Genomic DNA, 12,701 nt, shown 5'->3' on the forward strand with positions numbered 1-12,701 from the left:
CGCCGCATGCGGGCGTCGGAGCGGGTACGGGTCCAGGCGGGCCGCGGGCGGGCGCGGTGCCGCGGCGGGGTCGCCGGGGTGCCGGTGGAGGTCATGCCGGCCGCGCTACCGCTGGGCGTCCATGGCGTCGGCGGAGCGCTTGGGCCGCATGTCGGTCCAGTTGCGCTCGATGTACTCCAGGCACGCGGCGTAGGCGTCGGGGCCGTGGAGGACGGTCCAGCCCGCGGGGACATCCGCGAACTGCGGCCACAGCGAGTGCTGGTTGCCGTCGTTGACGAGCACGAGGAAGGCGCCGTTCTGGTCGTCGAAGGGGTTGGTCATGGGAATCAGTCCTCCTGGTTGGTGGTGGCGTCGCCGGAGACCTCGGCGATCCTGGTGGCCAGGACCGGACCGATCCGGGCCGGCCTGGGTCATCCTGTCGTGCCGGGTGGGATCTCCTGGGATCCGATGCGGCCGGCGACGTACGGCCGGGGCGGTATCCGTGATCCGGCTGCGGCGCCCAGCAGAGACGGCATGTGATGAGAACACCCTTGTGCGGGTCGCGGTCACCCCGATAAGCGCGACGGGTGAAGCGACAGGGGGAAAGGGTGGAAAAAGCGCTGCAATACGATCGGCCGTGACGGGAAACGCGACGCGATACGACCGGCAGCGCGAAGAGGGCGCGATACGACGGGGAGGACAATGACCTCGGGCACCGCGGACACCGAAGCGGCGCACGCCTGGACGGACGGAAGTATGCATGTCGGAGGTCGCGATTCCGGGTCGAATTTCTCGTCGGCGGGTTCCGGTATCCGCTCGTTGATTACCGTAGCCGATTCGTGACCGTGGGGGCCGAATGGGCCAGGTAAATGCACTCGTTCGAGTGTTCTCGAGCTCTCCCGTAGGACTGATTGGCTGTGCATATAATCTGCGGACTGCGGGCAGGACCCTGACGGGACGGCCCTGGAACTCGCTTCACGGTGCCCGGCCGCTCAAGGGGGAACGTTTTTCGTGCACATGTACCGCAACCCTGTGATCAGCGGGTTCCACCCCGATCCGAGCGTGTGCCGGGTCGGTGACGACTACTACCTGGTGTGCTCCAGTTTCGAGTACTTCCCCGGGCTGCCGCTCTTCCACAGCAAGGACCTCGTGCACTGGGAGCAGATCGGCAACGTGCTCGACCGGGCCGGGCAACTGCCGCTGCCCGTCCCCGGGGCCAAGGCGTCCGGAGGTCTTTACGCCCCCACGATCCGCCACCACGACGGCCGCTTCTGGGTCATCAACACCAATGTCGACGGCGGCGGCAACTTCGTCGTCTCGGCGGAGCGGCCCGAGGGTCCGTGGAGCGACCCGGTCTGGATCGACCTGTCCGGGATCGACCCCGACCTGGCGTGGGAGGAGGACGGCACCTGCTGGTGCGCCTTCTCCGGCCCCGAAGGGGGCATCAACATGGCCAGGATCGACCCGGTCGGGGGCGCGGTGCTGGAGGGACCTTTCGCCACGTGGTCGGGCAGCGGTCTCAAGTACCCCGAGGCGCCGCACCTCTACCGCATCGGCGACTGGTGGTACCTGCTGATCGCGGAGGGCGGCACGGAACGCGGCCACAGCGTGTCCGTGGCCCGCAGCCGCTCCCCGCGCGGCCCCTGGGAGGGCGCGCCCGCCAACCCCCTGCTGTCCCACAGCGGTACCGCCCGCTCCATCCAGAACACCGGTCACGCCGACCTGGTGCAGGCCCCCGACGGCAGCTGGTGGATGGTGCTGCTCGGCGTCCGCCCCCGCGGCTTCACGCCCGACGTGCACGTGCTCGGCCGCGAGACGTTCCTGACCCCCGTGGCGTGGGACGAGGACGGCTGGCCCGTCGTCGGGCCCGTTCCCGACAGCCACGCGGCACCGGGCGGCGCCTGGCATCCCGTTCCGGCCCCGCCCGCCCGCGACGACTTCGAGGGTCCCGCTCTCGCGCCGCACTGGATCTCGCCGTTCGCCCGCCCGGAGGGTTCCTGGTCGCTCACCGACCGCCCCGGATGGCTGGTCCTCAACGCCACCGGCCCCACCCTGGACCGCCCCGGGTACACCTTCGTCGGCCGCCGCCAGCAGCACCACGACTGCCGCGTCACCGCCGTGATCGACCCGGGGACGGGACGCGGCGGTCTCTGCGTGCGCCTCGACGAGGCCCACCACTACGAGGTCGAGGCCGGGGAAGGGGAGGTCGGCGTCGTCGCCCGGATCGGACCGCTGCGCCAGACCCTGGCCCGCCTGCCGGTTCCGGCCGGGCCGCTCCCCCTCACCGTGACCATCCGGACGTCAGGGCTGGTCCCCGCGTCGCCCGAACTCACCGACGGCGGCACCACGGGCCCCGACACCATCGCCTTCTGGCTCGGCGATCCCGACGCCCCGGACGCCCGGCCGCTCGCCGAACTGGACGGGCGCTACCTGTCCACCGAGGTCGCCTGCGGCTTCACCGGCCGGGTGATCGGCATGTACGCCACCGAGGGCACGGTCGCCTTCGACCGGTTCGAGTACGCCCCGGCCCCGGCACCGTCCGTGTGAGACACGGGGCGCGGGCGGGCGCCGCACCCCGAGGGCATCCGTCCGCGGCCGGCCCGCACCCCGCTCGATCCGCCTGCCCGGCTCGCGGAAGGCCCCTGCCCCGGTTGGGCTAACCTTTCCCTCATGCCGCCCCGACCAGCCGGATCGCGCCCCACCCTGTCCCTGGTGGCCAAGACCGCCGGTACGAGCGTGCCCACCGTGTCCAAGGTGCTGCGAGGCGGAACCGACGTCTCGGCGGAGACGCGCGCGAGGGTCATGGAAGCCGTGCAGGCCGTCGGCTACACCCGCCGGGCCGGGTCCAAGAGCGAGGGCGTGCGGGACGAGAACGGCTGGTCCAGTGTGCTCGACCTCGTGGTGACCCACTTCGAGGGATCATGGGCGAACCTGCTGACAGCGGGGGTCGGGCGGGAAGCGGCGGCAGCGGGACTCGACGTCGTCCTGACGCTCGCCGATCCGCACAGCGACTGGGTGTCGAGGGTGCTGAGAAGGCGCACCCTCGGCGTGATCGGGACGCTGGTCGACCCTGCCTCGGCGCAGTTCGGCGCGCTTTTCGCCGCGGGCGTCCCCGTGGTGCTGATCGACCCCATGACCACACCGCCGTCAGGCGTGGCGAGCATCGGCGTGGCGAACTGGGAAGGCGGCCGTATGGCCGCCGAGCACCTGCTGTCCCTCGGCCATGCGCGGATGGGGGTGGTCGCCGGCCATGCCCGCCATCTCTTCAGCCGGGCCCGCGTCGACGGTTTCCGGGCGGCTGCCGACACGGCGACCGCCGGCGGTGCCACGGTGTCGGTGGCCCACGGCGGCTGGAACCGCGCCAAGGCGGTGACCGCCACCCACGCCCTGCTCGACGGCGACCCCGGGATCACGGGGATCTTCGCCTGCGCGGACTCCATGGCACTGGGCGTCTACGACGCCTTGAGCGCAAGGGGCCTGCGGGTACCCGAGGACATCAGTGTCGTCGGCTTCGACGACCTGCCCGAGGCGCAGTGCATCACCCCCGGGCTGACGACCGTCCGACAGCCCAGCACCGAGTTGGGCGCCGCGGCGGTCAAGCTGCTGGTCGAGCTCTCCAGGGGCGAGGACGGCGGCGCCCGACCCCCCGCCCGCATGAAGCTGGCCACCGAACTGGTCGTCCGCGCCTCCACCGGACCCGCCCCGGCGACCGCCGCGCCGAGCCGCTGACGCGGGCGGGCGTGTCCGCCGGTCTCATCGCGGTGCGGTCGGCACCACCTGGAGGACCAGGCGGCTCGGACGGGCAGCGCCCTGAAGGATCGTGTGTTCGGCCGCGGTCGGCGGCGTGCTCGCCCCGGCCGGCTGGAAGGCGTTGCGTCCGACGTCCCAGCGGGGGGACGAGCTCGGTGCGATGTCGACGCGCACCCGGTGGCCCGGCAGGAACGTGTGCGCCGTCGACCAGAGGTCCACGACGAACTCCTGATCCCGGCCCGGCTCGACCGGCCGTCTGTCGCCCAGGCCGGTGACCGGGTCGACGGACCGCGCCGACCCCCGCTGTACGCCGTCGGTGACGACGCGGCTGACGCCGTCCGGGTGCTCGTCGCACAGCCGCACGACCACGTCCGCGTCCGTTCCCGTGGTCACGAGGTGGACGACGGCGTGGACCGTGCCCATCACCGTGAGTTCCCCGGCGAGCGGCTCGGTGCGCCACGAGACCACGTCCTGCCGCGCCTCGATCGCCGCCTGGTCGGCGGGACCCGCCCCGAACGTCCCGAAGAGCAGGACCGCACCGCCCCGGGTCGGCACCGGGGACGCCGGATCGCTCGGCAGCCGTCGTTCGGCGCTCCCGGCCGGCTCGGTCGCGAGCGTTCCCCCGGCGTTCAGGTACAGCTCCAGCGTCCGCGTGTCCCGCGGCGGGAACTCCTCCAGTTCGATCCACCGGTTCGAGCCCATCAGGAACACGCGCACCGGCGGCATGTCCGTCGCGCCCGTGCCCAGTACGGCGTCGAACCACCGAACGTGCTGCGCGGTGAGGTCTCCGTCGCCGCCGAGATCGTCGGCGGACGCGCCCGGCCCGAAGTCCACACCGGCCGTCCGGCCCGACATGTCGTCGTGCGTCCAGGGGCCGACCAGAAGACGGGGCACCGGCCCGCCGGCGTCCTTCGCGCGGCGCCGCAGCCGCCGGTGGACCTCCAGGGTCGATCCGAGGAAGACGTCGAACCACCCGCCGATCAGGAAGACCGGGACGTCGATGGCGTCGATCCGGTCGACGATCTTGCCCGCGCGGTGACGCGCCGACCCGAGCGGCTCCCGCAACAGGCCGAGACCCCAGCGGACGATCGCCTCCGCGTCCCGCCCCGCGGACGGGTCCGCGGCCCGGAACGCGTCGAGGGTCGTGATCGCGCGTTCGGTCGCTTCCCACCGCCTCCGCTCGGCCTCCCGTTCGCGGGCGGAGCCGATGCGGGCGATCATGTCCGGGGCGATCGCGTAGTGCGTCCACGCGAGGGTGCTCCCGATCTCCGGCACCCCGCCGCGGAACCGGAAACCGTCGAGCGCCGACATCGCCGGCGTCATGGCGGGAGCGATCGCCCGCAGCGCCGGGGCGCCGCCGAGAAGGGCGGCGAACTGGGTGTCCGAGGCGTAGGACGCGCCCCACATGCCGACGGCGCCGGTGCACTCCGGGCGTGCCGCGAGCCAGGCCACGGCGTCGGCGCCGTCGGCGACCTCCTGCGCGCAAGGGTCGAAGACGCCTTCGGAGCCGAAGCGGCCCCGTACGTCCTGCAGCGCGACGAGGTAACCGGCGGCGACGAGGCGCCCGACGTCCAGCATCCCGTCGTGCTCCTCCCGGGCCACGTCATAGGGATGGCGGGTCAGCAGGGCCGGCCACGGCCCGGTCCCGTGGGGAACCAGCAGGACGGTCCGAAGCCGTGTTCCGTCGCGCAGCGCGCAGGTCACCTCTCGGCGCTCGGCGACCGGGTCCGCCGGTGCGGCGGTCGCCTCCGGGGAACGGCGCGAGGACGAGGCGGGCCGGGTGGCGCCGTCGGTCGGCGGCCCGCCCCTGCCGAAAGGCACGGCAGGGGCGGGCGCGGGGCGGTCCGGTCCGGGGCCCGGCACCGGCGTCACCCCTTCACCGCGCCGGTGAGGCCGCCGACGATGCGCTTCTCGAAGACCGAGAAGAAGACCAGCGCGGGCAGCATGGCGAGTGAGGTGAAGGCGAGCACCTTCGCGGTGTCCGTGGAGTACTGCGAGGAGAACACCTGGACGCCGAGCGGCAGGGTGTGGTTCGCCTGCGAGTTGAGGACGTACAGGGGCAGGAGGTAGTTGTTCCAGCTGCCGACGAACCCGAGGATGCCGACGGTGACCACACCGGGCAGCGACAGCGGGACCGCCATGCGGAAGAAGAATCCGAGCCGGCTCATGCCGTCGATGGCGGCGGCCTCCTCGATCTCGTGCGGGATGGCTCTGAGGAACGGCACGAGGATGATGACGGTCGTCGGCAGGCCGAAGGCGATCTGCGGGACGATCACGCCGAGCAGGTTGTCGACGAGGCCGAGGTCCTTGATGACCAGGTACAGCGGAGTGATCGCGATGACCATCGGGAACATCAGGCCCGCGGCGAACAGGGAGTACAGCGCGCCTTTGAGCCTGAAGTCGTAGCGTGCGATCGCGAAGCTCACCATCAGACCGAGGGCGACGATGCCGACGGTGCTGGCGATCGCGACGATGAGGGAGTTGGCGAACTGCCCCCAGAACACCGTCGACTTCAGGATGCCGGTGTAGTTGCCGGTCACCCAGGGGCTCGGCAGGGCGGCCGGGTCCGTGGTGATCTGCGCGTTGGTGCGGAATCCGCCGAGGACGATGTAGAGCACCGGTGCGACGCAGACGCCGACGAACAGCAGCGCGACGAAGTAGGTGACAGGGCTGCCCCACTTCTGCGGCCCGACGCGGCGGCCGGTGGGCGCCTTCGGCGCCGGCGCGGGGGACACCCGGGAGGCGGAGGTCGACGCGCTCATCACACGGTCCCTTCCGTGACGGCGCCCCGGAGGTCGCGGCGCAGGACGAAACGCTGGTAGATCAGCGCGACGACGAGGGAGATCACGAACATCACGACCGCGACGGCGCTGCCGTAGCCGTAATTGCCGGCGTTGCGGCCCTGGGCGAGCATGTAGATCGCCATGGTCGAGGTGCCCGCGGTGCCCGAGACGTACTGGCCCCAGATGATGTAGACGAGGTCGAACAACTGCAGCGAGCCGATGATCGACAGGAAGGCCCAGATGCGGATCGTCGGCGCCAGCAGCGGCAGCGTGATGCGGCGCTGGATCTGCCAGTAGGAGGCGCCGTCGATCTGCGCGGCCTCGAAGATCTCGTCGGGGATCGATTGCAGGCCGGCGAGCATCAGGATCACCGCGAAGCCGATGTACTTCCACGTGATGATGGCCAGCAGCGTCCAGATGGCCAGGTCCGGGTCGGCGATCCAGTCGGCCTGCAGGGAGCCCAGGCCGATGCGGTGCAGCAGGTCGTTGACGGCGCCGTTGCTCTGGAGCACCAGGCTCCAGCCGGTGCCGACGATGATCTCGGAGATGATGTAGGGCACGAAGATCAGGACGCGGATGGCCGAGCGGCCGCGGATCCTCTGGTTGAGCAGGAGCGCCAGGACGATCGCCAGCGGCCCCTGGACGAGCAGCGAAAGCACCAGGATCAGGCCGTTGTGCCACAGCACGTCGTGGAACGCGGGGTCGGTGAGGATCAGCTCGTAGTTGTTCAGACCGACCCAGTCGGTGGGCTCTCCGTAGCCTTTCCACCGGTAGAAGCCGTAGTAGGCGGCGAGCGCGACCGGGAAGATCACGAACGCCAGGAACGTGACGACCGCCGGTGCGGACAGGACGGCGATCTCCAGTCGCGTCCCGGCACGGCCTCGGCGGTGCGCGGCCGCTCGCGGCGGATCCGGGGGCACGGCCTCGACCGCGTCCCCGGATCCGGGCGTGCCCCGCGCCGTGCGGCCGTCGGCCATGTCGGTGCCCAGGGTGTCGCTCATGTCTGCTTACTCAGCCCTTCTCGGCGGCAGCCCTGACGTCCTCGACGATGTCGGCGGCGGAGCCCTTGCCGGCCAGCAGGTTCACGACGGCGACGTTCATGGCGTTGCCGACGTTCTGGCCGTACACGATGTCGAGGAACTGCATGGAGTAGGCGGCCTTGTTGAAGGCCTGCAGCGCCGAGATGTTGTAGGGCTCGGTGACGACCCCCTGGGCCTCCTTGTTCACCGGGACGGTGTCGAAGGCCTCGGCGTAGGCCTCCTGCTGCTCCTTGGTCACGACGAACTGGAGGAAGGCCAGGGCCTCGTCCGGCGCGTTCTTGGAGAGCGAGTATCCGCCGGCGCCGCCCATGACGGCGGTCGGGTCGCCCTTGCCGCCGGGCACGGCGGGGAAGGGGAACCACCCGAGGTCGGGGAGCGGCTTCTTGTCCGGGGTCAGATCGGCGATCACGCCCGGGTTCCAGGTGCCCATGAGCTCCATGGCCGCCTTGCGGTTGGCGATCAGGCCCGCCGAGGACCCGGCCCCCTGCTGCGACGTCGCCGTGAGGAACCCCTTCTGGAAGGGGTCGGTCTCCAGGAGGTCGGCGAGGTCCTCGCCGGCCTCGGTCCAGCACGGGTCGTCGAACGTGAGCGACGCGGCGGCCTCCTGCATGGCTTCCTGGCTGCACTCGCGCAGGGCGAAGTTGTAGTACCAGTGCGCGGCCGGCCAGGCGTCCTTGGCGCCGACGGCGATCGGCGCGACCTTGATCGCCTTGAGCTTCGCGACGGCGTCCTTGAGTTCCTCCATCGTCGTCGGCGGCGAGGCGATGCCGGCCTTCTCGAACAGGGACTTGCTGTAGTAGATGCCCTCGGGCTGCGTGTCGAGCGGCATCGCGTAGACCTTGCCGTCGATCGAGACGCCTTCGAGGGCCGCTTCGCCCACGTTCGCCCTGTCGGCGTCGGTCACGTCCAGCGCCCGGATCTGGCCGGCGTCGACCATGGCCCGCATCTTGCCGCCACCGCGCTGCAGGAAGATGTCGGGTGCGGAGTTCGAGTTGAGCGCGTTCTGCAGCTTGCCGTCGAGGTCCTCGTTCTGCACCGACTGGACCTTGATCGTGACGTCCGGGTGCAGGGCTTGGAACGCCTTCGCGGCGTCCTTCCAGTACTGCGCACCGCGCCCTTCCATCGCGTTCGTCCAGAGGGTCAGCGTGCCCTGCCCGTCGGAGGCGCCGCCGCCCGCGTCGCCACCGGCGCAGCCGGCAGCGGCGAGGGCGATGCACAGGCCGATCGCGGCAGCCGTCGCGCTGCGGGTCTTCCTCGTCATCGTGGAACTCCCTGATGTGTCGTCGGTGATCCAACTGCTGATTACTTTGCGCAAATTGATGGGCCATCCGCGAAGCAGGAGCCAGGTCTATCGCCGAAAATGAATGCGAAGCAACCAAAAAATTTCGCAAGTTGCCCAATCGTTACCGACGGATCGACAGTCGTTCGTGATGACGAACAGGCGGGGTGACGGCGACGGGAATGTGCTCGGCGGCATCAGGCCGGACACCGTCGCGCCGGGCCGAACACCGTCGGGCCGGGGCGGCCGCGGGGAGGTGTGAGTCCTTCAACACCCGTCGCCGGCTGACCGGAGATGCCCGTCGATGTACTCTCCCGACAACGCCCTTGACCCGCAGAAGCAGGCAGGGAGCAGACGAACCGGGAGTGTCTCCATGCTGCGCACCATGTTCAAGTCCAAGATCCACCGCGCCACCGTCACCCAGGCCGACCTGCACTACGTCGGATCCGTGACCATCGACGCGGACCTGCTCGACGCCGCCGATCTGCTGCCCGGCGAGCTGGTGCACATCGTCGACATCACCAACGGCGCCCGGCTGGAGACGTACGTCATCGAGGGCGAGCGCGGTTCGGGGGTCGTCGGGATGAACGGGGCCGCCGCCCATCTCGTGCATCCCGGCGATCTGGTGATCATCATCAGTTACGCTCAGGTCGCCGACGCCGAGGCACGGTCCATGAAGCCGCGCGTGGTGCACGTGGACGGCGACAACCGGATCGTGGAACTCGGCAGCGACCCGAGCGCTCCCGTGCCGGGCTCGGACCAGCAGCGCAGCCCGCAGGCCGTGCCGGCCTGACCGACCGACGTTCCAGGAGCGAGCGAGCCCATGAGCGACATCGTGATCCGTGACGACCGGGCGGCCGGCCGCCTCGAAGCGCTGGACGGCGAGGAGGTCGTCGGGCGCATCGAGTACTTCGTCCTCGAGTCGCCGGCCACCGCCCTGGTCCCCGTGCACACCGTCGTGGAACCCGCCCACGAGGGGAAGGGCATCGCGGGCGCCCTGGCGACCGAGCTGTACGCCGTGGCCGCCCGCGAGGACGTCGCCGTCGCCCCGCTGTGCCCGTACGTCGTCGCATGGGCCGAACGCCACCCGGAGCAGGCGCCGGCCGCCGACCCCGAGCAGCTGCGCGCGGCGAAGGAGTGGCTCGTGGCGCACCCCGGGCGGTTCTGAGCGGCGTGCTCGCCCTGCTGCACACCTCGCCCGTCCACGTCCCGGTCTTCGACGCCCTGCGCGACGAGGACCGGCCCGGACTGCGGCTGCGCCACCTCGTGGACGAGGACCTGCTGGTGAGGGCCCGCCGCGACGGTCCCGAGGCCGTGGCCGGCGACGTACGCGCCCTGCTGGACCGCGCCGTCGCCGACGGGGCGCGCGCCGTGCTGTGCACCTGCTCCACCCTCGGCGGCGTGGCCGAGGCGGCCGGGGCAGCGGTGCCGGTGCTGCGCGTCGACCGCCCGATGGCCGCCGCCGCGGTGGCCGCCGGACCGCGTGTCGTCGTCCTCGCCGCGCTGGCGTCCACGCTCGGGCCGACCGTGGCCCTCCTGGAGGAGGAGGCGGGTGCGGCCGGCCGGTCCGTGCAGGTGCGTACGGAGCTGGTGGCCGGCGCGTGGGCGTGTTTCGAGGCCGGTGACATCGAGGCGTACGTCGGCCTCGTCGCCGCCGCTGCCGACGCGGTCACCGGCGCCGACGTGATCGTGCTGGCCCAGGCGTCGATGGCCCCGGCCCAGCGGCTCGCCTCCACCGCGGTGCCGGTCCTGTCCAGCCCGCGGCCCGGACTCGCCGCCGCGGCGGAGGCGGCCCGCCTCGCGTGAACGTCCGCCGCGGCGGACGTGGTCGGTCCCGTGAGGGCGCTCGGCGCGCACGCCCGCCTGCGCCACGCAGTGCCCCCGTCGGGTGACTGACCGCACAGGGCGCCGGGTACGCGGGGAGTAGTCCAGAGCCGACGTTCACCGACTGGCCGGAGGACACCATGACCAACCCGTATCCCGACCCGGTGCCGCCCGCGCCGACCCCGGGACCGGAGCCGCAGCCCCCGCACCCGGTGCCCGCGCCGGAACCGGGCCCCGGCCCCGGCCCCGAGCCGACTCCACCGTCTCCCGGTCCGGGCCCCGAGCCCACACCGCAGCCTCCCGCCCCGCCCCACCCCGGCCCCGGTCCGGGACCGGACCCGGTACCCGGCCCCGACCCGTCCCCGATCCCGCCGGGCCCCGAGCCCGTCCCACACCCCGAGCCGGGACCGCCGCTCTCCTGACGTCGGAGCCGTCGGCCCCGTTCGACGAGCGGGGCTCGCCGCGAGCGGCGCGGCCGGGAGGCGGCCCATGGAGCACCGGCCCTCGGCGCGGCCGGTGCTCTCGCGACGTCGCCTACGCCGGCGTCTCCGACCGGTCCCCGCCCCACAGCGTGTGGAACGACCCCTCCCGGTCCGTCCGCCGGTACGTGTGCGCGCCGAAGAAGTCCCGCTGCCCCTGCGTGAGCGCGGCGGGCAGCCGTTCGGCGCGCAGGGCGTCGTAGTAGGCGAGGGCAGCCGCGAAGCCCGGCGTCGGGACGCCCTGGCGGGTGGCGGCGACCAGGACCTCGCGCCAGTCGTCCTGGGCCGCCGCGATCTCCTGCGCGAACGTCTCGTCCGACAGCAGGCTCGGCAGGTCCGGACGGGCATCGTACGCGGAGCGGATGCGGTCCAGGAACGCCGCGCGGATGATGCAGCCGCCCCGCCAGATCGACGCCACCTGCCCGAGGTCGATGTCCCAGCCGTACTCGTCGCTGCCCGCGGCGATCTCGTGGAAGCCCTGGGTGTAGGACACGATCTTCGACGCGTACAGCGCCTGTTCCACCCGGTCGGCGAACGCGCCCGCCTCCGCCCCGCTCAGCGGCGACGCCTTCGGACCGGCGAGGCCCCGCGAGGCCTCCCGCAGCGCCGCGTGCCCCGACAGGGAACGGGCGAAGACCGCCTCGGCGATCCCGGAGACCGGCACGCCCAGGTCGAGGGCGATCTGGACCGTCCAGCGGCCCGTGCCCTTCTGCTCCGCCTCGTCCACCACCACGTCCACGAACGGCTTCCCCGTCGCCGCGTCGACGTGCGACAGCACCTCGGCCGTGATCTCGATCAGATACGAGTCGAGCCGCCCGGTGTTCCAGGTGCGGAAGATCTCCGCGATCTCGGCGGGGGAGTACCCGGCCACGTCGCGCAGCAGCTGGTACGCCTCGCCGATCAGCTGCATGTCGGCGTACTCGATGCCGTTGTGCACCATCTTCACGAAGTGACCCGCGCCGTCCGGGCCGACATGGGTCACGCACGGGGCGCCGTCCGCCGCCTTCGCGGAGATCCTCTCCAGCATGGGGCCCAGCGACTCGTACGACTCCTTCGAGCCGCCCGGCATGATGCTCGGCCCGTTGAGCGCGCCCTCCTCGCCGCCGGAGACGCCCGTGCCGACGAAGTGGATGCCCTGCTCCCGCAGCTCGCGCTCGCGGCGGCGGGTGTCCGCGAAGTGCGCGTTGCCGCCGTCGATGATCATGTCGCCGGGCTCCAGCAGCGGGGCGAACTCCCGGATCACCGCGTCCGTCGGCTCGCCGGCCTTGACCATGACGACCAGACGGCGGGGCCGCTCCAGCGCCGCCACGAACTCCTTGGCGGTCTCGCACGCCACGAACGCGCCCTCGCCGCCGAACTCCTCCACCAGGGCGTGCGTGCGCGCCGCCGTCCGGTTGTGCACCGCGACCGTGTAACCGTTGCGCGCGAAGTTCCGGGCGAGGTTGCGGCCCATGACCGCGAGACCCGTGACGCCGATCTGGGCCGAATTTTCCGAAGCGCTCATACCGCCTGGTCCTCCTGAGGGTGTTTGTAATGATCTGTCGTGCTTGTCGTGCCTGTCCTGCTT

Annotated in this window: 11 protein-coding genes; 5 read left to right on the top strand and 6 right to left on the bottom strand. The window is 71.9% G+C overall.

Features of this window, described 5'->3' with window-relative positions; genetic code table 11:
- Nucleotides 1-105: 105 nt before the first annotated feature.
- A complete protein-coding gene (locus ACZ6KF_RS19930) occupies nucleotides 106-321 on the bottom strand; it encodes an MbtH family protein (RefSeq protein WP_469239443.1) in 216 nt (71 codons plus the stop codon).
- Nucleotides 322-996: 675 nt separating this feature from the next.
- Between ACZ6KF_RS19930 and ACZ6KF_RS19935 the strand changes: the two genes are divergently transcribed.
- Both ACZ6KF_RS19935 and ACZ6KF_RS19940 read left to right on the top strand, forming a co-directional pair.
- A complete protein-coding gene (locus tag ACZ6KF_RS19935; RefSeq protein ID WP_469239445.1) occupies nucleotides 997-2,526 on the top strand; it encodes a glycoside hydrolase family 43 protein in 1,530 nt (509 codons plus the stop codon).
- Between the two features lie 123 nt (nucleotides 2,527-2,649).
- Complete coding sequence (locus ACZ6KF_RS19940) at nucleotides 2,650-3,708, top strand: LacI family DNA-binding transcriptional regulator (protein WP_469160739.1); 1,059 nt, start codon at nucleotides 2,650-2,652, stop codon at nucleotides 3,706-3,708.
- 24 nt (nucleotides 3,709-3,732) lie between these two features.
- On the opposite strand, the gene ACZ6KF_RS19945 is transcribed toward ACZ6KF_RS19940, so the two are convergent.
- The 4 genes from ACZ6KF_RS19945 to ACZ6KF_RS19960 are packed head-to-tail and all read right to left on the bottom strand — an operon-like array spanning nucleotide 3,733 to nucleotide 8,813.
- Nucleotides 3,733-5,550: a CocE/NonD family hydrolase gene (locus ACZ6KF_RS19945; protein WP_469239447.1), complete on the bottom strand. Its 1,818-nt coding sequence runs from the start codon at nucleotides 5,548-5,550 to the stop codon at nucleotides 3,733-3,735.
- 47 nt (nucleotides 5,551-5,597) lie between these two features.
- A complete protein-coding gene (locus ACZ6KF_RS19950) occupies nucleotides 5,598-6,491 on the bottom strand; it encodes a carbohydrate ABC transporter permease (RefSeq protein ID WP_356629140.1) in 894 nt (297 codons plus the stop codon).
- The gene (locus ACZ6KF_RS19955; RefSeq protein WP_469239449.1) at nucleotides 6,491-7,513 is read right to left on the bottom strand and encodes a carbohydrate ABC transporter permease; all 1,023 of its coding nucleotides are present in this window, start codon (nucleotides 7,511-7,513) and stop codon (nucleotides 6,491-6,493) included. Before ACZ6KF_RS19955 ends, ACZ6KF_RS19950 begins: the two co-directional genes overlap by 1 nt.
- Before the next feature lie 10 nt (nucleotides 7,514-7,523).
- A complete protein-coding gene (locus ACZ6KF_RS19960) occupies nucleotides 7,524-8,813 on the bottom strand; it encodes an extracellular solute-binding protein (RefSeq protein ID WP_469175106.1) in 1,290 nt (429 codons plus the stop codon).
- Between the two features lie 391 nt (nucleotides 8,814-9,204).
- Between ACZ6KF_RS19960 and panD the strand changes: the two genes are divergently transcribed.
- Genes panD through ACZ6KF_RS19975 form a run of 3 tightly spaced genes read left to right on the top strand, consistent with a single transcriptional unit; the run spans nucleotide 9,205 to nucleotide 10,637 of the window.
- On the top strand, nucleotides 9,205-9,624 hold the full coding sequence (panD, locus tag ACZ6KF_RS19965) for an aspartate 1-decarboxylase (protein ID WP_469239451.1): 420 nt from the start codon (nucleotides 9,205-9,207) through the stop codon (nucleotides 9,622-9,624).
- Between the two features lie 30 nt (nucleotides 9,625-9,654).
- Nucleotides 9,655-9,999: a GNAT family N-acetyltransferase gene (locus tag ACZ6KF_RS19970; protein WP_469239453.1), complete on the top strand. Its 345-nt coding sequence runs from the start codon at nucleotides 9,655-9,657 to the stop codon at nucleotides 9,997-9,999.
- A gap of 5 nt (nucleotides 10,000-10,004) precedes the next feature.
- Nucleotides 10,005-10,637, top strand: a complete 633-nt coding sequence (locus tag ACZ6KF_RS19975) for an aspartate/glutamate racemase family protein (RefSeq protein WP_469239455.1) — start codon at nucleotides 10,005-10,007, stop codon at nucleotides 10,635-10,637.
- Nucleotides 10,638-11,189: 552 nt separating this feature from the next.
- Here ACZ6KF_RS19975 and gndA read toward each other — a convergent pair.
- Nucleotides 11,190-12,638: an NADP-dependent phosphogluconate dehydrogenase gene (gndA, locus tag ACZ6KF_RS19980; protein WP_469175102.1), complete on the bottom strand. Its 1,449-nt coding sequence runs from the start codon at nucleotides 12,636-12,638 to the stop codon at nucleotides 11,190-11,192.
- Nucleotides 12,639-12,701: the final 63 nt, after the last annotated feature.

It is taken from the genome of Streptomyces sp. NPDC046379 (genome assembly GCF_055587785.1).

What these genes read in the sequence shown, in the direction of transcription:
- ACZ6KF_RS19930 (WP_469239443.1), bottom strand. Translation starts at nt 321, where the DNA reads ATGACCAACCCCTTCGACGACCAGAACGGCGCCTTCCTCGTGCTCGTC.
- ACZ6KF_RS19935 (WP_469239445.1), top strand. Translation starts at nt 997, where the DNA reads ATGTACCGCAACCCTGTGATCAGCGGGTTCCACCCCGATCCGAGCGTG.
- ACZ6KF_RS19940 (WP_469160739.1), top strand. Translation starts at nt 2,650, where the DNA reads ATGCCGCCCCGACCAGCCGGATCGCGCCCCACCCTGTCCCTGGTGGCC.
- ACZ6KF_RS19950 (WP_356629140.1), bottom strand. Translation starts at nt 6,491, where the DNA reads ATGAGCGCGTCGACCTCCGCCTCCCGGGTGTCCCCCGCGCCGGCGCCG.
- ACZ6KF_RS19955 (WP_469239449.1), bottom strand. Translation starts at nt 7,513, where the DNA reads ATGAGCGACACCCTGGGCACCGACATGGCCGACGGCCGCACGGCGCGG.
- ACZ6KF_RS19960 (WP_469175106.1), bottom strand. Translation starts at nt 8,813, where the DNA reads ATGACGAGGAAGACCCGCAGCGCGACGGCTGCCGCGATCGGCCTGTGC.
- panD (WP_469239451.1), top strand. Translation starts at nt 9,205, where the DNA reads ATGCTGCGCACCATGTTCAAGTCCAAGATCCACCGCGCCACCGTCACC.
- ACZ6KF_RS19970 (WP_469239453.1), top strand. Translation starts at nt 9,655, where the DNA reads ATGAGCGACATCGTGATCCGTGACGACCGGGCGGCCGGCCGCCTCGAA.
- gndA (WP_469175102.1), bottom strand. Translation starts at nt 12,638, where the DNA reads ATGAGCGCTTCGGAAAATTCGGCCCAGATCGGCGTCACGGGTCTCGCG.